Annotated in this window: 24 protein-coding genes and 2 pseudogenes; 24 read left to right on the top strand and 2 right to left on the bottom strand. The window is 39.7% G+C overall.

Annotated features, from left to right (window positions below):
- Nucleotides 1-22 precede the first annotated feature (22 nt).
- From SST62_RS0106350 to SST62_RS1000000112900, 15 genes and pseudogenes are all read left to right on the top strand, one after another.
- A complete protein-coding gene (locus SST62_RS0106350) occupies nucleotides 23-424 on the top strand; it encodes a Spx/MgsR family RNA polymerase-binding regulatory protein (protein WP_029186699.1) in 402 nt (133 codons plus the stop codon).
- Nucleotides 425-429: 5 nt separating this feature from the next.
- Nucleotides 430-708: a UPF0223 family protein gene (locus tag SST62_RS0106345; RefSeq protein WP_024379624.1), complete on the top strand. Its 279-nt coding sequence runs from the start codon at nucleotides 430-432 to the stop codon at nucleotides 706-708.
- A complete protein-coding gene (locus SST62_RS0106340; protein ID WP_029186698.1) occupies nucleotides 698-1,456 on the top strand; it encodes an inositol monophosphatase family protein in 759 nt (252 codons plus the stop codon). Before SST62_RS0106345 ends, SST62_RS0106340 begins: the two co-directional genes overlap by 11 nt.
- Entirely contained in the window at nucleotides 1,456-2,757 is a 1,302-nt protein-coding gene (locus SST62_RS0106335) for an RsmF rRNA methyltransferase first C-terminal domain-containing protein (protein WP_029186697.1), read from the top strand. The genes SST62_RS0106340 and SST62_RS0106335 overlap by 1 nt, the downstream gene beginning before the upstream one ends.
- A 137-nt stretch (nucleotides 2,758-2,894) precedes the next feature.
- A complete protein-coding gene (locus SST62_RS0106330) occupies nucleotides 2,895-3,764 on the top strand; it encodes a phosphate ABC transporter substrate-binding protein PstS family protein (RefSeq protein WP_029186696.1) in 870 nt (289 codons plus the stop codon).
- Nucleotides 3,765-3,766: 2 nt separating this feature from the next.
- Complete coding sequence (pstC, locus tag SST62_RS0106325) at nucleotides 3,767-4,684, top strand: phosphate ABC transporter permease subunit PstC (protein ID WP_002937619.1); 918 nt, start codon at nucleotides 3,767-3,769, stop codon at nucleotides 4,682-4,684.
- Entirely contained in the window at nucleotides 4,674-5,561 is an 888-nt protein-coding gene (gene pstA / locus SST62_RS0106320) for a phosphate ABC transporter permease PstA (RefSeq protein WP_014635996.1), read from the top strand. Before pstC ends, pstA begins: the two co-directional genes overlap by 11 nt.
- A 24-nt stretch (nucleotides 5,562-5,585) precedes the next feature.
- A complete protein-coding gene (gene pstB, locus SST62_RS0106315; RefSeq protein ID WP_029186695.1) occupies nucleotides 5,586-6,389 on the top strand; it encodes a phosphate ABC transporter ATP-binding protein PstB in 804 nt (267 codons plus the stop codon).
- An 11-nt stretch (nucleotides 6,390-6,400) separates the two neighbouring features.
- Entirely contained in the window at nucleotides 6,401-7,159 is a 759-nt protein-coding gene (gene pstB / locus SST62_RS0106310) for a phosphate ABC transporter ATP-binding protein PstB (RefSeq protein WP_029186694.1), read from the top strand.
- A gap of 26 nt (nucleotides 7,160-7,185) precedes the next feature.
- Nucleotides 7,186-7,842: a phosphate signaling complex protein PhoU gene (gene phoU, locus SST62_RS0106305; protein WP_029186693.1), complete on the top strand. Its 657-nt coding sequence runs from the start codon at nucleotides 7,186-7,188 to the stop codon at nucleotides 7,840-7,842.
- 165 nt (nucleotides 7,843-8,007) lie between these two features.
- A complete protein-coding gene (locus tag SST62_RS0106300; RefSeq protein ID WP_029186692.1) occupies nucleotides 8,008-8,445 on the top strand; it encodes a hypothetical protein in 438 nt (145 codons plus the stop codon).
- Between the two features lie 191 nt (nucleotides 8,446-8,636).
- Nucleotides 8,637-9,308: a response regulator transcription factor gene (locus SST62_RS0106295; protein WP_029186691.1), complete on the top strand. Its 672-nt coding sequence runs from the start codon at nucleotides 8,637-8,639 to the stop codon at nucleotides 9,306-9,308.
- Complete coding sequence (locus SST62_RS0106290; protein ID WP_029186690.1) at nucleotides 9,301-10,680, top strand: sensor histidine kinase; 1,380 nt, start codon at nucleotides 9,301-9,303, stop codon at nucleotides 10,678-10,680. Before SST62_RS0106295 ends, SST62_RS0106290 begins: the two co-directional genes overlap by 8 nt.
- A gap of 285 nt (nucleotides 10,681-10,965) precedes the next feature.
- Nucleotides 10,966-11,436 (top strand): hypothetical protein, encoded by a 471-nt coding sequence (locus SST62_RS1000000112905; protein ID WP_228376852.1) that lies wholly within the window; start codon nucleotides 10,966-10,968, stop codon nucleotides 11,434-11,436.
- Between the two features lie 21 nt (nucleotides 11,437-11,457).
- Nucleotides 11,458-12,195: pseudogene (locus tag SST62_RS1000000112900) on the top strand (transglutaminase domain-containing protein); the annotation flags it as partial.
- A 263-nt stretch (nucleotides 12,196-12,458) separates the two neighbouring features.
- On the opposite strand, the gene rpsT reads toward SST62_RS1000000112900, so the two are convergent.
- Both rpsT and coaA read right to left on the bottom strand, forming a co-directional pair.
- Nucleotides 12,459-12,707: a 30S ribosomal protein S20 gene (rpsT, locus tag SST62_RS0106280; RefSeq protein WP_012027069.1), complete on the bottom strand. Its 249-nt coding sequence runs from the start codon at nucleotides 12,705-12,707 to the stop codon at nucleotides 12,459-12,461.
- Between the two features lie 58 nt (nucleotides 12,708-12,765).
- A complete protein-coding gene (coaA, locus tag SST62_RS0106275; RefSeq protein ID WP_002940857.1) occupies nucleotides 12,766-13,686 on the bottom strand; it encodes a type I pantothenate kinase in 921 nt (306 codons plus the stop codon).
- Between the two features lie 108 nt (nucleotides 13,687-13,794).
- On the opposite strand from coaA, the gene SST62_RS0106270 reads away from it, so the two are divergent.
- From SST62_RS0106270 to SST62_RS01000000111600, 9 genes and pseudogenes are all read left to right on the top strand, one after another.
- Nucleotides 13,795-14,385, top strand: a complete 591-nt coding sequence (locus SST62_RS0106270; RefSeq protein ID WP_024376492.1) for a class I SAM-dependent methyltransferase — start codon at nucleotides 13,795-13,797, stop codon at nucleotides 14,383-14,385.
- Nucleotides 14,382-15,659 (top strand): pyrimidine-nucleoside phosphorylase, encoded by a 1,278-nt coding sequence (locus tag SST62_RS0106265; protein ID WP_029186689.1) that lies wholly within the window; start codon nucleotides 14,382-14,384, stop codon nucleotides 15,657-15,659. The genes SST62_RS0106270 and SST62_RS0106265 overlap by 4 nt, the downstream gene beginning before the upstream one ends.
- 15 nt (nucleotides 15,660-15,674) lie before the next feature.
- Nucleotides 15,675-16,337 carry a deoxyribose-phosphate aldolase gene (gene deoC / locus SST62_RS0106260; protein WP_029186688.1) on the top strand — a complete coding sequence of 221 codons (663 nt, stop codon included), beginning with the start codon at nucleotides 15,675-15,677 and terminating at the stop codon, nucleotides 16,335-16,337.
- Nucleotides 16,324-16,713: a cytidine deaminase gene (locus SST62_RS0106255; RefSeq protein ID WP_029186687.1), complete on the top strand. Its 390-nt coding sequence runs from the start codon at nucleotides 16,324-16,326 to the stop codon at nucleotides 16,711-16,713. Before deoC ends, SST62_RS0106255 begins: the two co-directional genes overlap by 14 nt.
- Before the next feature lie 80 nt (nucleotides 16,714-16,793).
- Nucleotides 16,794-17,861: a BMP family lipoprotein gene (locus SST62_RS0106250; protein ID WP_002940836.1), complete on the top strand. Its 1,068-nt coding sequence runs from the start codon at nucleotides 16,794-16,796 to the stop codon at nucleotides 17,859-17,861.
- A 194-nt stretch (nucleotides 17,862-18,055) separates the two neighbouring features.
- A complete protein-coding gene (locus SST62_RS0106245) occupies nucleotides 18,056-19,591 on the top strand; it encodes an ABC transporter ATP-binding protein (protein ID WP_002935272.1) in 1,536 nt (511 codons plus the stop codon).
- Nucleotides 19,584-20,645 carry an ABC transporter permease gene (locus tag SST62_RS0106240; protein WP_002935270.1) on the top strand — a complete coding sequence of 354 codons (1,062 nt, stop codon included), beginning with the start codon at nucleotides 19,584-19,586 and terminating at the stop codon, nucleotides 20,643-20,645. The genes SST62_RS0106245 and SST62_RS0106240 overlap by 8 nt, the downstream gene beginning before the upstream one ends.
- A gap of 1 nt (nucleotide 20,646) precedes the next feature.
- Nucleotides 20,647-21,600, top strand: coding sequence for an ABC transporter permease (locus tag SST62_RS0106235; RefSeq protein ID WP_012775589.1), 954 nt, complete (start codon nucleotides 20,647-20,649; stop codon nucleotides 21,598-21,600).
- A gap of 375 nt (nucleotides 21,601-21,975) precedes the next feature.
- A pseudogene (locus SST62_RS01000000111600) lies at nucleotides 21,976-22,132 on the top strand (dihydrofolate reductase family protein); the annotation flags it as partial.

Genomic DNA, 22,132 nt, shown 5'->3' with positions numbered 1-22,132 from the left:
GTTTTTAGAGGGGATGGAAGACATGATTACTTTATTTTTGTCACCGAGTTGTACCAGTTGTCGTAAAGCTCGTGCTTGGCTGACAAGTCACGAAGTCCCTTTTATTGAGCACAATATTATGACTAGCCCTCTAACTGCTGAGGAATTGAAGAACATTTTAGCATTGACAGAAAATGGGACAGATGATTTGATTTCTACCCGTTCAAAAATTTTTCAGAAGCTAGATATTGATGTTGATGAGCTTTCTGTGAAGCAACTTATTGGGTTAATTGAAACCTATCCAAGTCTCTTACGACGTCCGATTATTTTGGACGAGAAGCGGATGCAGATTGGTTTTAACGAAGATGAAATTCGTGCATTTCTTCCGCGCAAGTACCGCAAACAAGAATTGAGAAATGCCACATTACGATCAGAAATAGGATAAAAGATATGAACAAAAATTATTCATATCCACTTGATTTTTCGTGGAGCACAGAGGAGATTTCCTCCGTGCTTTCTTTTTTGAATCAGGTGGAGGCAGCTTATGAAAAAGGAGCAGATGCGGTGGCTATATTAGCTAGTTATAAAAGCTTCAAAGATGTTGTTAAAAGTAAGGGACAGGAACGTCAAATTGATCGTGACTTTGAAGCAGTTTCTGGTTATTCAACCTATCGAGTTGTTAAGGCTGCTCGAGATAAGGGGAAAGGAGTTATTCGTTTTGGAAACTAAGTATCACTTTGCCCAAACGATTGTTCTGGAGGCTGGAAATTTTCTCCGACAGCATCTACATGATAATCTTCAGATTGAAGAAAAGGGTGACTTTACAGACTTGGTAACGCACCTTGATAAACAAGTGCAAGAAATGCTGACTCAACAGATTCAATCTCGCTATCAAGGTGATGGGATTTTAGGTGAGGAAGGTGGAGACGTTTCTTCTATTCATGAGGGAAATGTTTGGGTTATTGATCCAATTGATGGCACCACAAATTTTATTGCTCAGAAAACTGATTTTGCCATTATGATTGCCTATTTTGAAAATGGAGTAGGAAAGTTCGGTATTATTTATGATGTCATGCGAGACAAACTTTTCCATGGAGGAGATTCATTCCCTGTTTATTGCAATCAAGAACGCTTAAAAAAACCAGAGCTGCACCCTCTTCGCCAGAGTTTGATAGGAATCAATGCACAGTTGTATGCAGCCAATGTACATGGAGTGGCAGAATTAGCAAATCAAAGTTTAGGTACAAGATCTGTAGGAAGTGCTGGAATTGGTTTCGCCCACGTTCTGGAAGGAAGATTATTTGCCTATGCTTCTTATCTGTGTCCATGGGACTACGCAGCAGCCAGTATTATTGGTTCCTCTTTAGGTTTAGTCATGTTAAGTTTTGATGGTCCGAGTCTGGCCTATGATAAACGAGAGTTTGTCATGCTAGTATCAGAATCCCATCTTGAGGAAGTGAAGGGGTATATATTCTAATGCAATTGCCACAGGATTTTATAGATAAATATAATCATTTGCTTGGTAGTGAAGCCCAAGCATTTTTTGAGAGTTTCGAACAAGACCCCATCTCAGGATTTCGCACAAATCCTCTTAAAGAAAGCCAATTGGATTTTGAGCAACCAATCCCTAATATGACTTGGTCATACTATGGTAAGGTCTCAGGAAAGTCTCCAGAACATGTAACTGGCTTAGTCTACTCACAAGAGCCAGCTGCACAGGTTGTCGGTCAGATTGCAGCTCCGGAAAAAGGGATGAAAGTGTTGGACTTGGCAGCAGCGCCAGGAGGAAAGTCTACTCACTTGCTTTCATACTTAGAAAATACGGGGCTCTTGGTTAGTAATGAAATTTCCAACAAACGAGCAAAAATCTTGGCTGAAAATATTGAGCGTTTCGGAGCGAGGAATGTTGTTGTAACAAATGAATCAGCAGACCGCTTGGAAAAGGTCTTTCCAGGATATTTCGATATGATTGTCCTAGATGCTCCCTGTTCAGGTGAAGGGATGTTTCGAAAAGACCCCGATGCGATTCAATATTGGTCCAAACATTATCCAGCACAATGTGCAAGCTTACAAAGAGAGATTTTAGAATCGGCCTTGAACATGTTGGCTCCAGATGGTCAATTGATTTATTCTACTTGCACTTGGGCACCAGAGGAAAATGAAGAAGTAGTGACTTGGCTCTTAGAACAATATGATTTGGAACTGATAGACATTCCTAAAATCAATGGAATGGTAGAAGGAATCGGTTATACAGAAGTTGCTCGTATGTATCCCCACCATTTTGCAGGAGAAGGTCAGTTCGTTGCCAAATTTAGATTTCTAGGGGAAGCCAGTCAGAAAAAATTAAAACCAGGAAAATCCAATTTGAATAGAGAACAGCAAGCTCTCTGGAAAGAATTTGAACAGAAGCATTTAAAGGTTCAATTGGATGGTTTACTGCAGGTTTTTGGCGACAATCTCTATCTACTGCCACAGGGCCTTCCTGATTTGTCAAAGGTAAAGATTGCTCGAAATGGTCTACACTTGGGGACGTTTAAGAAAAAAAGATTTGAACCAAGTTTTGCTTTAGGTCTAGCACTCCATAGTTCGGAGGTTAAAAATCGAGTAGAAATCAGCTTAGAAGAATTCTCGTCCTATACTGCTGGACATACAATAGCTGTGTCCAAGGATTTAGCTAATGGCTGGTATCAGGTAGCAGTTCAGGGGAACGGTCTTGGTTTCGCAAAAATTGTATCTGGAACGCTTAAAAATGGCTTTCCAAAAGGGCTGAGATTTTAAAATAAATCAGCAGATTTTTTTTGCAACTTGTCTTTTTATATGATATAGTGGATGAGTGGAAATATCTTGTAAATTCCTTGTAAAATACAGAGTTAATTTTAGGAGATTCCACTGAAAAATGTAAAGGAAAAAACGAAATGAAAAAAAAGCAGAAGCTTGGAATTGTAGCTTTGTTTCTTTTGAGTAGTATAGCTCTTTCAGGTTGTTCCTCATGGATTGATCGAGGAGAGTCTATCACTGCAGTAGGATCGACAGCCCTTCAACCATTGGTTGAGGCAGCGGCAGATGAATTCGGTAGTGTGAATATCGGAAAATCTGTAAACGTGCAGGGCGGTGGTTCTGGTACTGGTTTGTCACAGGTTCAGTCTGGAGCTGTTCAGATTGGTAACTCTGACGTATTTGCTGAGGAAAAAGATGGTATTGATGCAAGTAAACTTGTTGACCATCAAGTAGCAGTAGCTGGTTTGGCCGTTATTGTAAATGAGCAAGTATCGGTTAAAGATATTACTACAGAAGATCTGCGTAAAATTTTTACTGGTGAGATTACCAACTGGAAAGAACTGGGCGGTAAGGATTTGGAAATTTCAATCATTAACCGTGCAGCTAGTTCAGGTTCACGTGCGACCTTTGATAGTGTTATCATGGATGGACAAACCGCAGCTCAGAGTCAAGAACAAGATTCTAACGGTATGGTAAAATCTATTGTTGCTCAGACACCAGGTGCAATTTCCTACCTATCATTTGCTTATCTAGATGATTCCGTTAAAACAATTAAGCTAAACGGTTTTGAACCAACTGCTGAAAATGTAGCAACAAATGATTGGCCAATTTGGTCCTATGAGCATATGTATACGATGGGAAAAGCGACTGATTTGACAGAAGAATTTTTAGATTACATGATGTCAGATGAAGTTCAAAATGGTATCGTTGAGAGTATGGGGTACATTTCTATCAACAATATGAAAGTTGTGAAAAGTGCTGATGGCACGGTGACTGAGAAGGAGTAAGCATGAAAAACGAACAACTAGCAAAAGAGTTATCGTCTCCATCTAAAAACTCTCGCTTGGAGAAGTTTGGTAAGGTTATTACCTTCCTTTGTCTTTCATTGATTGTATTTATCGTTGCCATGATTTTGATTTTCGTTGCGCAACGTGGTCTGTCGACCTTCTTTGTAGACGGTGTTAGCATCACTGATTTCTTATTTGGAAGCAAGTGGGAACCAAGCTCGAAAATATTTGGTGCCCTGCCAATGATTTCAGGTTCTTTCATTGTTACGATTCTGTCAGCTGTTGTTGCAACCCCTATCGCAATCGGTGCAGCGGTCTTCATGACAGAAATATCACCAAAACGTGGTGCTAAAATCTTGCAACCAGTTATCGAGCTTTTGGTCGGTATCCCGTCAGTTGTATATGGTTTCATCGGTTTGCAAGTGGTTGTGCCATTCGTGCGTTCTATCTTCGGTGGTACTGGTTTTGGTATCTTATCAGGGGTATTTGTTCTCTTCGTTATGATTTTGCCTACAGTAACCTTTATGACAGTGGATAGTTTGCGTGCAGTGCCTCGTCACTATCGTGAAGCAAGTTTGGCCATGGGGGCAACTCGTTGGCAGACGATTTGGCGTGTTATTTTGAACGCAGCTAAGCCAGGTATTTTTACGGCCGTTATCTTTGGTATGGCGCGTGCCTTTGGTGAAGCCTTGGCGATTCAGATGGTAGTGGGGAACTCTGCGGTTATCCCGACTTCCTTGACAACGCCAGCAGCGACTTTGACTTCTGTTTTGACAATGGGTATCGGTAATACGGTTATGGGAACTGTTCAGAACAACGTCCTATGGTCCTTGGCCCTAGTCTTGCTCTTGATGAGCCTTATCTTTAACATGATTATGAAATTTATTACGAGAGAGGGTAAGAAAAACTATGCACGCTAAAAAATTTGATAAATTGGCGACTGGTATTCTTTACTCAATCGCTGGTGTGATTGTCGTTATCTTGACGTCACTGATTCTTTACATCTTGCTACGTGGTCTGCCACATGTAAGCTGGGATTTTTTGACAAGTAAATCTTCATCTTACAAAGCTGGTGGTGGTATTGGAATTCAGCTCTACAACTCATTCTTCCTATTGGTTGTAACGCTCTTAATTTCTGTTCCCTTGTCAACCGGTGCAGGTATTTATTTGGCTGAATATGCTAAAAAAGGTCCATTGACGAACTTTATCCGTACCTGTATTGAGATTTTGTCATCCCTACCGTCCGTTGTCGTTGGTTTGTTTGGTTACTTGATTTTCGTTGTTCAGTTTGAGTACGGTTTTTCTATCTTATCAGGTGCCTTGGCTCTTACAGTCTTCAACTTACCACAGATGACGCGTAACGTAGAGGACAGCCTTCGTCACGTTCACCATACACAACGTGAAGCAGGATTGGCTCTTGGTCTATCACGTTGGGAAACTGTTCTCCATGTTGTTATTCCAGAAGCACTTCCAGGGATTGTAACAGGTATCGTCTTGGCATCTGGTCGTATCTTCGGTGAGGCAGCAGCTCTTATCTACACGGCTGGTCAGTCAGCTCCAGCTCTTGACTGGTCAAACTGGAATCCATTGAGTGTTACTAGTCCGATTTCTATCTTCCGTCAATCAGAAACCCTTGCGGTTCATATCTGGAAGGTAAACAGCGAAGGTACAATCCCAGATGCAACCCAAGTTTCTGCTGGTTCAGCAGCGATCCTCTTGGTCTTCATCTTGATTTTCAACCTTTCTGCCCGTTATATCGGTAAGAAACTTCATGCGAAAATGACTTCAGCAGCCTAGAAGTCTGACTATTAAGGAGAAAAAATGGCAGATTACAACTGGAATGAACGCCATATCATTACTTTTCCAGAGGAGAATATCGCCCTTTCGACAAAAGATGTTCATGTTTACTATGGTAAAAATGAAGCGATCAAGGGCATTGATATGCAGTTCGAAAAAAATAAAATTACAGCCTTGATTGGACCATCAGGGTGTGGGAAATCAACCTATCTTCGCAGTCTCAATCGTATGAATGATACGATCGATATTGCTAAGGTAACAGGCCAAATCCTCTACGAAGGAATTGACATCAACAGACCAGATATGAACGTTTACGAAATTCGTAAGCATATCGGAATGGTTTTCCAACGTCCTAACCCATTTGCAAAATCGATTTATTGCAACATCACCTTTGCCCATGAGCGTGCAGGTGTAAAAGATAAGCAAGTGTTGGATGAGATTGTTGAAACATCCTTGAAACAAGCAGCCCTCTGGGATCAGGTAAAAGACGATTTACATAAGTCAGCCTTTACCTTGTCTGGTGGACAACAGCAACGTTTGTGTATCGCACGTGCTATCTCCGTTAAGCCACAAATCTTGCTCATGGATGAGCCTGCATCAGCCCTGGACCCGATTGCGACTATGCAGTTAGAAGAAACTATGTTTGAATTGAAGAAGGACTACACCATTATCATTGTTACGCACAATATGCAACAAGCAGCTCGTGCAAGTGATTACACAGCTTTCTTCTATCTGGGTGACTTGATTGAATATGATAAGACAGCAAACGTCTTCCAGAATGCAAAACTCAAGTCAACTAGTGACTACGTTTCAGGACATTTTGGATAGAAAGGGAAACAATGACATCACCTATTTTACAAGTAAAAGATTTGTCTGTTTACTACAATAAGAAAAAGGCTTTGAATAGTGTTTCAATTGATTTCTATCCAAATGAAATTACAGCCTTGATCGGTCCGTCAGGTTCTGGTAAGTCAACGCTCTTGCGTGCGATTAACCGCATGGGTGATTTGAACCCAGAAGTAACCTTGACTGGTGCTATTGATTACAATGGTAAAAATATTTACAGTCCTCGTACGGATACTGTTGACCTTCGTAAGGAAATCGGGATGGTCTTCCAACAACCAAACCCATTCCCTATGTCTATCTATGAAAATGTTGTCTACGGTCTTCGTATTAATGGTATTAAGGACAAGCAACTTCTTGATGAGACTGTAGAGCGTGCCTTGATTGGTGCTTCTATTTGGAACGAGGTTAAGGATCGTTTGCACGATTCAGCAGTTGGATTGTCTGGTGGTCAGCAACAGCGTGTCTGTGTAGCGCGTGTCTTGGCTACTAGTCCTAAAATTATCTTGTTGGATGAGCCAACATCAGCACTTGACCCTATCTCAGCTGGTAAGATTGAAGATACCTTGTATGGTTTGAAGGATAAGTACACCATGGTATTGGTAACACGATCTATGCAACAAGCGTCTCGTATTTCAGATAGAACAGGTTTCTTCTTAGATGGAGATTTAATCGAATACAATTCTACAAAAGAAATGTTCATGAACCCGGCAAACAAAGAGACAGAAGATTATATTACAGGTAAGTTTGGTTAGGCCTGTAAAAAAGAAAAGAGGTTTATATGTTAAGAGCGCAGTTTGAAGAAGAATTAGGAAAACTTCACAATCAATTTTACGCGATGGGAAATGAAGTTTTGGCTCAAATTAATAATGCTGTTCGTGCCTTTACAACTCATGATCGTGAATTGGCGAAAGAAGTGATCGAAGCAGATAAAAAAATCAATGATTTTGAAATTAAACTCGAAAAGAAATCTTTAGAGATTATTGCATTGCAACAACCAGTTTCTACAGATTTACGTCGTGTAATCACTGTCTTGAAAGCAACAAGTGACTTGGAACGTATGGGAGACCACGCAGTTTCGATCGCAAAAGCTGCTATTCGTATGAAAGGCGAAGTCCGCATTCCAGTAGTTGAAGATGAAGTGAAGAAGATGGGCCGCGAAGTTCGAAAACTTGTTGAAGAAACTTTGGAGCTTTATCTTGGTGATGCGGATATGGAAGTCGCATATGAAGTAGCTGCTCGTGATGAGGTTGTTAATGAGTTTTATTCAAGTATCCAAGAATTAACAACAGAAGAAATCAAAAAGAATCCAGATGCCTTGATCGCAGGTCGAGACTACTTCCAAGTTTTGACTTATTTGGAACGTGTCGGTGACTATGCTAAGAATATCTGTGAGTGGGTTGTTTACTTACGTACAGGAAATATCACTGAATTATAAAAGAGAAAGTCCAACAGGGCTTTCTTTTAGTTTACTTTAAGAAAAATGCCTGTCTTCTTTAGCTTGATTTAAGTTTTTCAGCTTATACTATTCTTGTAATCGATTTGAGGTGACATTTTTATGGAATACCTGAAACGATAAAAAATAGTTGAAAAGAGGAAAATTATGTCGTTAATCAATCAATTGAAGTCTCAATCGAAGACTGTCTTAGCAGCAGTTGCAATCTCAGCAGCTACTCTTGGTTTTGCTGGAGGGATGAGTATTTCAAAAACATCTACAGCTGTATCGACCCAAAGTCAAGCTGCATTAGCTCAAAATGGTGCTACAACTAGCGGTCAAACTACACAAGCTGCTCCTTCACAAGGTATGCCTCATGGGCAAGGAAGAGAAATGCGGGGTATACCATCAGAACAAGGAGGAGAAATGCAAGGCATGCCGCCAGGTCAAAATGGCAATAGGCAAGGTACAACCCCTCCTGATACAACAAGTGGAGCAACCCAGTCAAACTCGAGTACTTCTTCTGATGAAGTGAATGCTTTAAAAGAGAAGAATCAAGAAATTAAAGCTCAAATTTCAGGGGATAGTAGTTCTTCTAATCAATAAACATTGAGATTTTGGTTTTTACTTGTTCCATGATATAATGAACACGTATCAATAAATAGTTAGATAAAGCCTACCCGATTATTCATTTTTAGATGGTCACGTGGGACTTTATCTAACCATTTCTATTAAAGACCATGCCCTGTGTCCAGGTCTTTGGTTTGTTTATTAAACCGAAACGTAAGGAGTATATGATGATTAAAATATTGTTAGTGGAAGATGATTTAAGCCTATCAAATTCTGTTTTCGATTTCTTAGATGATTTTGCGGATGTTATGCAGGTTTTTGATGGTGAAGAGGGCGTTTATGAGGCGGAAACAGGCGTTTATGATTTGATTCTTTTGGATTTGATGTTGCCTGAAAAAGATGGCTTCCAAGTTTTGAAAGAGTTACGTGAAAAAGGTGTTACGACACCTGTTCTGATTACAACAGCCAAGGAAAGTCTAGAGGATAAAGGCCATGGTTTTGAATTGGGAGCTGATGACTACTTGACAAAACCGTTTTATTTAGAAGAATTGAAGATGCGAATTCAAGCTCTATTAAAACGAGCGGGCAAGTTTAATGAAAACACACTAATTTTTGGAGACGTGACTGTTGACTTATCGACAAACTCCACAACTGTAAATGGCGAAGAAGTTGAATTGCTAGGAAAAGAATTCGATCTACTAGTCTACTTCTTGCAAAATCAAAATGTTATCTTACCAAAAACTCAAATTTTTGACCGTATTTGGGGATTTGACAGTGACACTACTATTTCAGTAGTAGAAGTATATGTTTCTAAAATTAGGAAAAAGTTGAAAGGAACGACCTTTGGGGAAAATCTTCAAACCCTGCGTAGTGTCGGGTACATTCTAAAAAATGCCTAAGCGAATCAGAAAATTAGTGTATACGGATAAATTTTCCTTCTTTATCCGTTATTTTGCAGTATTTACCCTGATTTTTGGCTTGATGACAGCTATCATTTTTCAATTAATGCGTTCGACTATGTATCAAAATTCCGATAATACCTTGAAACGGATTAAGGAAGAACCAGCGATGGCTGTTGGTTTTGCAATTGCAAGAACCTATGAGCCCAATTCTGTATTTATCCTTCAAGATAGTCCAACTGGTGAAGAAACTACGAACTCTAGTCCAGATAGCATGCCTGTTCCTAAAAATCAAAAAAATACTAGAGCTGGAGAACAGCTGAGATTAGGTATCAATACTCATGTCTTACTCTATAGTAAAAGTGGAGAAATGGTCAATCCGGATACTTTTACTGGTTTGGCCGATCTACCGTTAGATAAGGAAAAATTGGGTGAAATTAAGGAAGCAACGGTTGAATCAAGCTTCGGTATGTCTGAAGATTATCGCTATATAACGATTGGGCTGGCTACAGATGAACTAGGTTATTATTCGTCCTATGATATAAAATATGCGACAATTTTGGTGAATGTCAGCCAAATTAAATCTTCCATTGAGAGCTATGAATCGACAGTTGCTATTGTTATGGTATCAGCTTGGCTCATTTCTATCTTGGCCAGCATTTACCTATCAAATCTTAGCATGCGTCCAATTCTAATCAGCTATCAAAAACAAAAGGACTTTGTCGAAAATGCTAGTCATGAGTTGCGTACGCCGTTGGCTGTTCTCCAAAATCGTTTGGAGAGCCTGTTTCGCCATCCCGAAGCGACGATTTTAGAGAGTAGTGAAAGCATCGGGTCTAGCTTGGAAGAAGTCCGAAATATGCGATTATTGACAACGAACCTGCTCAATTTGGCTCGTCGTGATGATGGCTTAAAAGTCGATATGATCGATGTCCAACCGAACTATTTTGATGAAATCTTTGCTAATTACCTTATGATTGCCGAAGAGAATGGAAAAATACTAGCAGTTAATAATTTGATTCATCAGCCGATTCGAACAGATAAGGTCCTGATTAAACAGTTGCTTACCATTTTATTTGACAATGCCATGAAGTATACCGACGATGATGGCAGAATTCAAATTACAGCTAATATCAAGGATAAATCTGTCTACTTCACAGTTGCCGACAATGGTTTGGGAATCAGCGATGCCGATAAGAAGAAAATCTTTGATCGCTTTTATCGAGTTGATAAGGCCAGAACACGTCAAAAAGGTGGTTTCGGTCTAGGATTATCGCTGGCTCAGCAAATTATCAAGACACTAGGTGGGAAAATCTCTGTTAGAGATAACCAACCGAAAGGAACTATTTTTGAGGTAGGATTACCTAAATAAAACAATATTATTAGGCTAGGAAAATTCTAGTCTAATTTTTTTGTGTAGTTCGTCAGAAGCCTCCTAATTATGTTATACTTATACTCATTTAAAATCAAAAATAGCCACCTACCACTCAAAGTGGATATGGAGCGTTTCGATTTTGTTATTTTTTTAGAAGAAAACAGCTACTTGAAATCCACAATCCTCAACTCAAACTTATAAATTAAGGTTTCACATGTTATAAGTAGCTTAGACTTGCTATTTTTGATTTTTATTGAGTATTAAACAAGAATGGAGGTAAATATGAGGAAAGTTTCTCGTGGCGTTTTAACCATATTATTGTCGGCGACAGTCCTTTCTGCTTGTTCAGGAGGAGGACAAGAGCTGAGTGAACGTTTGGAAGCAGCTAAAATTGAATTTTCTAAAGAAAAAAAGCAACTAGAAGCAGAATTAACAGCATTAGAAGAAGAGGTTCAAGGAAATTTCTACTACCAACAATTGGATACTGATAAGGAACGTCGTGTCTATCTCCAATTTGTTAATGGACTCAACAAGCGGATGCAAGTGATTGATATTGATTCTGTTAACGATGAAATATATTCGCGCGTCTATTTTTCTGTCGCTCATGATTATCCAGAATTTTACTGGCTAACAGATGAAGCGGCAATGACTGGCGGAGTGGATATATTGGATTTAGAAGAGCCAGCGTATCCGACTGATTTATCTCCGACACGAAATAAAATAGAAGAGGAAGTGAATAAGATACTTGCTTAGGCCCCAACAGGGTCGGACTATGAGAAGGTTAAATATTTTTACGAGGTGATTATAAAGCAAACGGATTACGACCTTGAAGCCCTACAGACCAACTCTGTCACATGGAGAAGCCAAGGAATTACCAGTGTACTCTTAGATAAGAAATCAGTTTGTGCTGGCTATAGTCGCACCTTCCAATATCTATGTAAAAAAGCAGGCATTGATTGTATCTATGTCACAGGGATTGCAAAAAATGGACAAAACGGTGAGTTTGGGCATGCTTGGAATCTAGTCAAGATAAATGGACAATACTATGGTGTTGACACGACTTGGGGAGACCCAGTTTTTGATCAAGCTATAAGCGGAGAAGCGCATACAGATATTTCATACGATTATCTATGTGTCCCTGATGAAATCTTAGAGAGAAGTAGAATTGCTGATACCGACCTCCTCGACTACTGGGGAGAAGAACAATATTATGAACCTAGAGCATTGACCTATCCAAAGTGCACAGATAATTCATTGAATTACTATGTTCAAAAGGGAGTCTATTTCACAAGCTTTGATGAAGCTGCAGTTTTACAGTCCATCACTGATCAGCGACTACAAGGTACGGATAAAGTAGTCTTGCAATTCGGAACAGCAGAATCAATGCAACAAATGATTACATTGGCCTCTACTGAAAATAATGCTATTTTTCAGGCTTTGGGCGATGTAGGAGAGTATCAGTACTATTATAATGATCAAACCTATACATTTGAACTGGCAGATTGGTTCTAACGAATTAGTTTGAATCTCAAGGAGCGTGTTCTTCCCTAATAATAAAAAAATAGGGAGCGGGAAAGACATCCATGATGGCTCCGCCTCACCCACAGAATAATGAAAACGAACATAAATCCCTCACTAGGTGTATAATCTTAGTGAGGGATTTGTGGTTGATGAGTTAATGATGTTATTCATCGAGGGAAAAATTGATCCACTTTGTCCCGCATCCTTATAATGGAAAAAATAAAAAAAAGGAAACCCAAAGGTTTCTTTTTTAATTAAGCAAGTTTTGATGCAAGACGTGCTTTGTCGCGGCTTGCTTTGTTTTTGTGAATCAAACCTTTAGTTTCTGCTTTATCGATTGCTGAGCTAGCAGCACGGAAAAGCTCTTCAGATGGGTTAGCTTCAAATGCTTTGATTGCAGTACGCATAGCTGATTTTTGTGCTGAGTTTTTCTCGTTTTGTTTAACGTTCAATTCAGCGCGTTTGATAGCTGACTTAATGTTTGCCAATGGTTTCACCTCCACCCTTTCTTGTACTAACTATACCATTATATCTGAAAAGACTTGATTTGACAAGTGAAAATTATTTTTTTAGATAAATTTTATCAATCTCATGGTTTTCAGCTTTATGGAGAATAATGTCAGCCCTATTTCTAGTTGGTTCAATGAATTTTTCTAAGTTAGCTAGATTAATGTTTTTCCAAGTATTCTGGGCAATAGATAGAATCTCAGGGTACGTCATCTGGGTAAAACGATGGTAATAGTTGTTAGGGTCATTTTTTGCCAATGTCAATAATTTTTGGAATCGTTCCAAGTACCAGGTTTCAATATGCTCCACATCAGCGTCAACGTATATAGACAGGTCAAAATAGTCACTGACATAGAGGCGCTGGTTTTGTGGATTTTGAAATACATTGATTCCTTCAACAATCAAGAAATCTGGAGACTTAATATCCTGAGTTTTGTTGGGGACAATATCATAGATTTCATGTGAATAGACAGGAATTTGGCAGTCGTAGCCGTTTTTTATCTTATCAAGGAAATCAATTAATTTCTCCATGTCATAGGACTCAGGAAACCCCTTTTTATTTAACAGTTGCCGTTCTTCTAAAACCGCATTTGGATGGAGAAATCCATCCGTTGTCACTAATTCAACCTTGGCGTGTTTAAATGTCCGAGCGATAAGAATTTGTAGCAATCTACTAGTTGTTGATTTGCCGACAGCAACACTTCCAGAAACGCCAATGATAAACGGTTGAGGCTTGATAGTTTTCTGTAGAAATAAACTCTTCGTAAAATTTAGGTCTTTGCGTGCTTTCCGATAGATATGGATAAGATTAACCAAAGGAAGATAGATGTCAGAAACCTCATGTAATTGGATGCGGTCGTTAAAACTTTTAATAGAATTTAGTTCGCTTTGACTAAGTGGAATGGTAGTCTTACGATGTAGTTGTTGCCAAGTGGCTCGGTCAATTTGTTCAAAATTTAAAAATTCATTTTTCATACATAATTCTTCCTATAGGTAAGCGTTTCAATATCGATTTCATTTTATCATATTTTTCATGTAAGAAAAACTCTTGAAAACGTTTTTAGGAAATGTTATAATAAGTACATGTCCAATATGTATTACGAAAAAAATCCTACAGTAGCACATGATATTCATGAAATCCACGTAAACTTACTAGACACCCCAATGTCTTTCATGACAGATGCAGGTGTTTTTAGCAAGAAGATGGTTGATTATGGTAGTCAAGTGCTTTTAAAAACCCTTCATTTTGAAAAAGGGGCATCGGTGTTGGATGTTGGTTGTGGTTATGGCCCAATTGGTTTGACACTTGCTAAGGTGTTCAGCACCAAGACAACACTGATTGATATTAATAGCAGAGCTTTGGATTTAGCTACAAAAAATGCTGAGAGGAATGGTGTTACCGCTAAAATTTATCAATCCAATATCTACGAAAACGTGGACGAAACATTCAATCATATTGTTTCAAATCCACCTATTCGGGCCGGAAAATCGGTTGTACATGAAGTAATTGCTGGAGCCTTTCAACGCTTAGAGGCAAACGGAACCTTGACCATTGTCATTCAAAAGAAACAAGGTGCACCGAGTGCCAAGGCTAAGATGGAAGAGGTGTTCGGCAACTGCCAGATTATAAAGAAAGACAAGGGTTACTACATCCTTGAAAGTGTGAGAGAATGAGAGCAGTTGATTTAATTCAAAAAAAGCGTGATGGCTTAGAACTATCGTCTGAAGAGATCAAATGGTTGATTGATGGATATGTAGCTGGGACAGTACCGGATTATCAAATGTCAGCCTTGGCGATGGCGATTTATTTCAAAGGGATGTCAACACGTGAGATTTCTGATTTGACAATGTCCATGGTTGCAACGGGTGAACAGATTGATTTGTCTGCAATTCCAGGCATCAAGGTAGATAAGCATTCTACAGGTGGTGTCGGAGATAAGGTCACACTCATCTTAGCGCCATTGGTAGCAAGTTTTGATATTCCAGTTGCAAAGATGAGCGGTCGTGGACTTGGTCATACTGGCGGAACCTTGGATAAGTTAGAGTCAATCAAAGGATACCAGATTGAAGTTAGTCAAGAAGACTTTATCAAGCAAGTTCAGGAAACAGGTGTGGCAGTTATTGGTCAATCGGACAATTTAGTGAAGGCTGATAAATTGCTTTATGCCCTGCGTGATGTGACTGCCACGGTGGATATCATTCCGCTGATTGCAAGTTCGGTTATGTCTAAAAAGATTGCGGCTGGTGCGGATGCCATCCTTCTTGATGTAACGGTTGGCGAAGGTGCCTTCATGAAAAACATCGAAGATGCACGTGTTCTTGCTCGAACAATGGTCGACCTTGGAAAAGCTGTAGGTCGCAAGACAGAAGCTGTCTTGACAGACATGTCCCAACCGGTAGGTACTTCCATCGGTAACCGTTTGGAAATTCTAGAAGCCTTGGATATTCTCCAGGGCAAAGGCAGAGAAGATGTGACAGAATTCATCTGTGAATTGGCTCAAATCATGCTTGGTTTGGCAAATGTTGAAAAGACAGTGGAAGAAGTTCGCCAACATATCGAAAACGGAGCTGCCCTCAAGAAATTTGAAGAGATGGTTGTCGCTCAAGGTGGTGATTTGGAAGACTTGTATCGTCCAGTTCAGGTTTCACATCAAGTAGATGTCTTGGCAGATGAAGACGGCTATATTGTTGGACTTCCGGCCTTGGAATTTGGTTTATTCGCTATGAGAATTGGAGCAGGTCGTGCTGTAAAAACAGACGATTTGGATTACGAGACCGGAATTGTTTTCCATAAGAAAGTTGGTGAGCCAGTTTCCAAAGGAGAAAACGTAGCAACAATTTACGCAAATGAAAATATTTCGGAAAATATGCTTACAATTTTCAAAAAAAATGTTAAAATAGATAAAGAGAGTGTAAAAACGAAAGAAATCATTGAGATTATTTCGTAATGTACGGAGAAAATAATGAAATTAAATAAATACATTGATCATACAGTTCTTAAACCTGAAACAACAAAAGAACAAGTTGCAAAGGTGCTAGAAGAAGCTAAAGAATATGACTTTGCCAGTGTATGTATCAACCCAACCTGGGTATCATTTGCGGCAGAAGGCTTGAAAGGTACTGATGTAAAGGTATGTACTGTTATCGGCTTCCCTCTAGGAGCTAATACACCAGCTGTCAAAGCCTTTGAGACCAAAGATGCTATTGCAAATGGTGCAGATGAGATTGACATGGTTATCAATATCGGTGCTCTGAAAACTGGAAATTACGATTTGGTTTTGGAGGATATTAAAGCTGTTGTAGCAGCAAGTGGTGATAAACTAGTCAAAGTTATCATCGAAGCATGTCTCCTTACTGACGATGAGAAAGTGAAGGCTTGTCAATTATCTCAAGAAGCTGGTGCGGACTATGTTAAAACATCTACAGGATTTTCTACAGGTGGTGCTACAGTAGCGGATGTTGCTTTGATGAGAAAAACAGTAGGTCCTGACATGGGAGTGAAGGCTTCTGGTGGTGCACGTTCGTATGAAGATGCTATTGCTTTTATCGAAGCAGGAGCGTCTCGTATTGGTGCGTCATCAGGCGTGGCAATCATGAATGGAGCACAGGCGGATGGAGACTATTGATTTAATTGAATTAGCTGTAGAAAACAGTCAAAAAGCATACGTACCGTACTCAAAGTTTCCAGTTAGTGCAGTTCTTGTAGCTAAGGCAGGGGAAATATTTACGGGTGTAAACATTGAAAATGCAAGCTTTGGTTTGACCAATTGCGCTGAAAGGACAGCTATTTTCAAGGCCATTTCTGAAGGAGTGAAAGATTTTTCTGAGATCATTATTTATGGTGAAACAGAAAAGCCAATATCTCCTTGTGGAGCTTGTCGCCAAGTTATGGCAGAATTTTTTGATAAGGATTTAAAAGTGACCTTGGTCGCTAAAGATAAATCGACAGTCGAGATGACAGTCGGGGAATTACTTCCATATTCCTTTACAGACTTAACCTAGTCTGTATGACAGTCATTTGACTGTAGCAATATTACTCTGCAACAATGTAGTTGCAAAAAGATTTTTAGGAGGGTTCAGAAATGAACAAGAAACTTGTTGGACTTGGTCTAGCAGCTGTTGCGGCTGTATCTTTGGCTGCATGTGGTAACCGTGCTTCAAAAAGCAGTAGCTCAGAAGCATCTTCATCAGCGGACACATCTGTGAAAGCTGCTATCGTTACTGACATTGGTGGTGTTGATGACCGTTCATTTAACCAATCTGCATGGGAAGGTCTTCAAGAATGGGGTAATGCAGCTGGTCTTTCTAAAGGTAATGGCTACGATTACTTCCAATCAGCTAATGAATCAGAATACATTACAAACCTTGATTCAGCTGTTGCTGGTGGTTACAACCTTGTGTTCGGTATTGGTTTTGCCTTGGAGAGTGCGATTGCTGAGGTTGCACCAAATAATCCTGACACACACTATGTAATCGTGGATAGTGTTGTTCCAGATCAAGACAACGTAGTTAGCGTAGGTTTCGCAGACCATGAAGCATCATATCTTGCTGGTGTTGCTGCAGCTAAGTCAACTAAAACAAACCACGTAGGTTTCATCGGTGGTATGGAAGGTGTTATCATCGATCGCTTTGAAGCTGGTTTCGTTGCGGGTGCTAAGTCTGTAAACAAAGACATCAAGATTACAGTTGATTATGCAGGTTCATTTGGTGATGCTGCTAAAGGTCAAACTCTTGCAGCTGCTCAATATGCTGCAGGTGCAGATGTTATCTTCCACGCTTCTGGTGGTACTGGTAACGGTGTATTTGCTGCTGCTAAAGCAGAAAATGAAACTCGTAATGAAGCAGATAAAGTTTGGGTAATCGGTGTTGACCGTGACCAATCAGCAGAAGGTGAATACACTTCTAAAGATGGTAAGTCTTCTAACTTTGTATTGGCTTCAACATTGAAACAAGTTGGTACTTCAGTTAAAGATATTGCAACTAAAGCTGTCGCTGGTGAATTCCCTGGTGGTCAAGTACTTCAATTCTCATTGAAAGATAAAGGTGTTGAATTGGCAGAAACTAACCTTTCAGAAGATGCTTCTAAAGCAGTTGCAGATGCTAAGCAAGCTATCTTGGATGGCAAAGTAGAAGTTCCTGAAAAACCTTAATGAATTTCTTTTCGACAATTCCGATTCGGCGACCCGACGGGGTCGCCGTTTTCGGGCTGAGATTTTTCTCAGTAAAGCCTATCAGCTATGGTAGGTTTTACTGACAAAAATGGTATAGTTGATGAAGAATTTTAAGGTACTAAAGTAGTACTGAAGAATTTTCAGAAGGCTATAGTCAGAAAGGATAATAGATTATGACTAAGGATTATGTCATTGAAATGCGCAATATCACTAAGATATTTGGTGAATTTGTAGCAAATGACCACATCAATTTGAATGTCAGACGTGGTGAAATCCATGCCCTTCTTGGTGAGAATGGTGCGGGTAAATCTACTCTGATGAACATGCTTGCTGGCTTGTTGGAACCTACAAGCGGTGAAATTGTTATCAACGGTCAATCCGTGAAGATTGACTCTCCATCCAAAGCAGCCCAATTGGGTATTGGTATGGTGCACCAACACTTTATGTTGGTTGATGCTTTCACAGTTGCTGAGAACATCATTCTTGGTTCTGAAACCACCAAAGGTGGCGTGATTGACCTTAAAAAAGCTATCGCAGAAATTAAAGAACTTTCTGCTAAGTATGGTCTTGAAGTTGATCCAACTGCAAAGGTTGCAGATATTTCTGTGGGTGCACAGCAACGTGTAGAAATCCTTAAAACACTTTACCGTGGAGCAGACCTTTTAATTTTTGATGAGCCGACAGCTGTATTGACCCCTGCGGAAATTGCAGAGCTCTTGAAAATTATGAAAGCCTTGGTTGAAGAAGGTAAATCTATTATTTTGATTACGCACAAATTGGATGAAATTCGTGCAGTTGCCGATAGTGTAACAGTTATTCGTCGAGGTAAATCAATCGAAACAGTTGCCGTTGAAGGAGCAACAAACCAAGATTTGGCTGAGTGGATGGTTGGACGTTCCGTTTCCTTTAAAACAGAGAAAGTTGAAGCGAGTCCTAAAGAAGTCATTTTGTCAATTAAGGATTTGGTGGTCAATGAAAACCGTGGTATCCCAGCAGTTAAGGGCTTGTCGCTTGATGTTCGAGCAGGTGAGGTTGTTGGTATTGCCGGTATCGACGGAAACGGTCAAAGTGAGTTGATTCAGGCAATCACTGGTTTACGTAAGGTAAAATCTGGTTCAATCACTATCAAAGGTGAGGAAGTAGTTGGTAAAACTCCACGTAAAATTACAGAAATGCAAGTGAGCCACGTTCCCGAAGATCGTCATCGCGATGGACTCGTTCTTCCGATGACTGTTGCTGAGAACTTTGCGCTTCAAACTTACTATAAAGAACCGATTTCAAAAAATGGTATCTTGAACTATAATATCATTAATGAAAAAGCACGCGCGTTAATGGAAGAATTTGACGTTCGTGGGGCGAGTGAACTCGTTCCAATCAAGGCTCTTTCAGGCGGTAACCAGCAAAAAGCTATCATCGCGCGTGAAATCGATCGCAACCCAGACCTTTTCATTGTTAGCCAACCAACACGCGGTTTGGACGTTGGTGCTATTGAGTATATTCGTAAGCGTCTCATTGCAGAACGTGATAAGGGTAAGGCTGTTCTTGTTGTCAGCTTCGAATTGGATGAAATTTTGGATGTATCAGATAGAATTGCTGTTATCCATGATGGTGTCATCCATGGTATTGTTGAACCTGCTAAGACCAATAAACAAGAGTTGGGTGTCTTGATGGCAGGTGGACATATTGAGAAGGGAGAAGAACATGCTTAATAAATATAAGAATTTGGCCCTTCCATTAATGGCTGTGGTCAGTGGTATCCTACTTGGAGCGATTGTCATGCTTGTTTTTGGCTACGATCCAATTTGGGGCTATGAAGAGTTATTCTATTCAGCTTTTGGTAATATCAAATCAATTGGTGAAATTTTCCGTGCAATGGCACCACTTGTTTTCACTGCTCTCGGTTTCGCAGTAGCTAGTCGTGCAGGTTTCTTCAACGTTGGTTTGTCTGGTCAGGCCTATGTTGGTTGGGTTTTTGCTGGATGGTTTGCCTTGGCGAATCCTGACTTACCACGTCCAGTTTTGATTTTGGGAACAGTCTTGATTGCTATGTTGGCAGGCGGTATTGCTGGAGCTATTCCAGGTATTCTACGTGCCTATTTGGGAACAAGTGAAGTTATCGTTACGATTATGATGAACTACATCTTACTCTATTCATGTAACTATATCATTCGTGATGTATTTGCAGATAGTTTGATGAAGAATACAGACTCGACAGTTAACGTGTCAGCAAATGCCTCTTACCAAACAGAGTGGCTCCGTGCATTGACAGATAACTCACGTATGAATATTGGTATTTTCTTTGCCATTATTGCAGTTTTTGTGATTTGGTTCCTATTGACCAAAACGACTCTTGGTTTTGAGATTCGCTCAGTGGGTCTTAACCCAACAGCATCGGATTATGCGGGTATGTCTGCGAAACGTACAATTATTCTATCTATGATTATTTCAGGTGCTCTTGCGGGTCTTGGGGGAGCTATCCAAGGTTTGGGTACTTTCCAAAACGTTTACATCCAAAGCGGTAACTTGGATATTGGTTTTAATGGTATGTCAGTAGCGCTTTTAGCTTCTAATTCACCGTTAGGTATTCCATTGGCTGCCTTTCTATTCGGTGTTCTTTCTGTCGGTGCCCCAGGTATGGTACGTGCACAGATTCCACCTGAATTGATCAACGTTGTTACTGCATCAATCATTTTCTTTATCGGTGTGAAATTTATTTTTGAACAATTATTAAAATCTAGAAATAAAGCGAAAGGAGCGAAATAAGATGAATGTTTCAATTCTTGCCTTACTCATTTCGCAAATGTTGATTTATTCAGCACCCTTAATCTTTACCAGTCTTGGAGGAGTTTTCTCTGAACGCGGTGGTATTGTAAACGTTGGTCTAGAAGGAATCATGGTTATCGGTGCCTTTGCTGGTGTTGTTTTCAATATCGAATTTGCAGGGACATTTGGTAATGCTACTCCATTATTAGCTGTTATTGTAGGAGGTCTTGCTGGTGTTGTCTTTGCCGCTATTCATGCGATGGCGACGATTAATTTCCGTGCAGACCACGTTGTATCAGGTACGGTGTTGAACCTTTTGGCTCCAGCATTGGGAGTTTTCCTAGTCAAGGTTATCTATAATAAGGGTCAAACTGATAGTATTACTGAATCATTTGGTAAATTTTCATTCCCTATCTTGGCAGATATTCCCATCATTGGTGAAATTTTCTTCAAAAATACAAGCTTGATGGGTTATGTAGCTATTGCAACAGCATTTCTTGCTTGGTTCATCCTTTATAAAACCAAGTTCGGTTTGCGCCTTCGCTCAGTAGGTGAACATCCGCAGGCAGCGGATACTTTGGGAATCAATGTCTACGCTATGCGTTATGCAGGTGTGTTGATTGCTGGTTTCCTTGGTGGTGTTGGTGGAGCTGTAAGTGCTCAATCAGTGAATATCAACTTCTCTGCAACAACAATCGTAGGTTCAGGTTTCATCGCTCTAGCAGCTGTAATTTTCGGTAAGTGGAATCCAATTGGCGCTATGCTTGCCAGTCTATTCTTCGGTCTTTCGCAAAGTTTAGCAGTAGTGGGTGGACAATTACCAGGATTGAAAGATATTCCAACAGTTTATCTTCAAATTGCACCATATTTGATTACTGTTATTGCCCTGTCTGCTTTCTTTGGTAAAGCAGTCGCTCCTAAAGCAGATGGTATCAACTATATCAAATCTAAATAAATAAAAAGGTCCAGTGGACCTTTTTATCATGAGCTTGAAAATACGAAAGCGAATAAGGTCCGGTGGACCTTTCAGATTGAAGAAAAAGTCCATTTTGGTCAATTTTCTTCAATCTTTTTTTCTTTATGTTGAAAATAAAAAAGCTCTCAGAAACGCCGAAATATCAATGTTTCTAAGAGTTTAATAACTTGCTATCTTTCACAAACTTCTTCAATTTTTTTAAGGTCCAGTGTACCTTTTTATCATGTTCTTTGCTGTACAGGAAATGAATAATTGTCCTATTCAAAGGAAGAGGAGTTATAGGGACTTTTGGTTGAGAATAGGAAGAATGACTGGTATAATAGTTTGTCACTAAGGTATGAAATGAGGTTAATTGTGAGACGATTGGTGTTAAATATTGCAATGAGTTTAGATGGATTTATTGCACGTAAGGATGGAAGCTACGATTGGATTGAAGGACATGGTACCGATAAATACGATACAGTCTTACAGTTTGATAATCAAAAATTCTTTAGGGAGTGGGAAAGAACTC

It is taken from the genome of Streptococcus suis YS56, from assembly GCF_000440115.1.
GTDB classification, from domain to species: domain Bacteria; phylum Bacillota; class Bacilli; order Lactobacillales; family Streptococcaceae; genus Streptococcus; species Streptococcus suis_L.
The sequence above is the reverse complement of the archived record's forward strand: the minus strand, read 5'-3'. Positions and strand labels throughout refer to the sequence as shown.

Bases quoted from the DNA above. Each gene is read 5' to 3' on its own strand.
- SST62_RS0106250 (WP_002940836.1), top strand. From the start codon at position 16,794: ATGAACAAGAAACTTGTTGGACTTGGTCTAGCAGCTGTTGCGGCTGTA.
- pstA (WP_014635996.1), top strand. From the start codon at position 4,674: ATGCACGCTAAAAAATTTGATAAATTGGCGACTGGTATTCTTTACTCA.
- SST62_RS0106295 (WP_029186691.1), top strand. From the start codon at position 8,637: ATGATTAAAATATTGTTAGTGGAAGATGATTTAAGCCTATCAAATTCT.
- SST62_RS0106300 (WP_029186692.1), top strand. From the start codon at position 8,008: ATGTCGTTAATCAATCAATTGAAGTCTCAATCGAAGACTGTCTTAGCA.
- pstC (WP_002937619.1), top strand. From the start codon at position 3,767: ATGAAAAACGAACAACTAGCAAAAGAGTTATCGTCTCCATCTAAAAAC.
- SST62_RS0106335 (WP_029186697.1), top strand. From the start codon at position 1,456: ATGCAATTGCCACAGGATTTTATAGATAAATATAATCATTTGCTTGGT.
- coaA (WP_002940857.1), bottom strand. From the start codon at position 13,686: ATGAAAAATGAATTTTTAAATTTTGAACAAATTGACCGAGCCACTTGG.
- SST62_RS0106290 (WP_029186690.1), top strand. From the start codon at position 9,301: ATGCCTAAGCGAATCAGAAAATTAGTGTATACGGATAAATTTTCCTTC.
- SST62_RS0106345 (WP_024379624.1), top strand. From the start codon at position 430: ATGAACAAAAATTATTCATATCCACTTGATTTTTCGTGGAGCACAGAG.
- SST62_RS0106330 (WP_029186696.1), top strand. From the start codon at position 2,895: ATGAAAAAAAAGCAGAAGCTTGGAATTGTAGCTTTGTTTCTTTTGAGT.
- pstB (WP_029186694.1), top strand. From the start codon at position 6,401: ATGACATCACCTATTTTACAAGTAAAAGATTTGTCTGTTTACTACAAT.
- SST62_RS0106245 (WP_002935272.1), top strand. From the start codon at position 18,056: ATGACTAAGGATTATGTCATTGAAATGCGCAATATCACTAAGATATTT.
- SST62_RS1000000112905 (WP_228376852.1), top strand. From the start codon at position 10,966: ATGAGGAAAGTTTCTCGTGGCGTTTTAACCATATTATTGTCGGCGACA.
- phoU (WP_029186693.1), top strand. From the start codon at position 7,186: ATGTTAAGAGCGCAGTTTGAAGAAGAATTAGGAAAACTTCACAATCAA.
- SST62_RS0106235 (WP_012775589.1), top strand. From the start codon at position 20,647: ATGAATGTTTCAATTCTTGCCTTACTCATTTCGCAAATGTTGATTTAT.
- SST62_RS0106265 (WP_029186689.1), top strand. From the start codon at position 14,382: ATGAGAGCAGTTGATTTAATTCAAAAAAAGCGTGATGGCTTAGAACTA.
- SST62_RS0106270 (WP_024376492.1), top strand. From the start codon at position 13,795: ATGTCCAATATGTATTACGAAAAAAATCCTACAGTAGCACATGATATT.
- pstB (WP_029186695.1), top strand. From the start codon at position 5,586: ATGGCAGATTACAACTGGAATGAACGCCATATCATTACTTTTCCAGAG.
- SST62_RS0106255 (WP_029186687.1), top strand. From the start codon at position 16,324: ATGGAGACTATTGATTTAATTGAATTAGCTGTAGAAAACAGTCAAAAA.
- deoC (WP_029186688.1), top strand. From the start codon at position 15,675: ATGAAATTAAATAAATACATTGATCATACAGTTCTTAAACCTGAAACA.
- SST62_RS0106350 (WP_029186699.1), top strand. From the start codon at position 23: ATGATTACTTTATTTTTGTCACCGAGTTGTACCAGTTGTCGTAAAGCT.
- SST62_RS0106240 (WP_002935270.1), top strand. From the start codon at position 19,584: ATGCTTAATAAATATAAGAATTTGGCCCTTCCATTAATGGCTGTGGTC.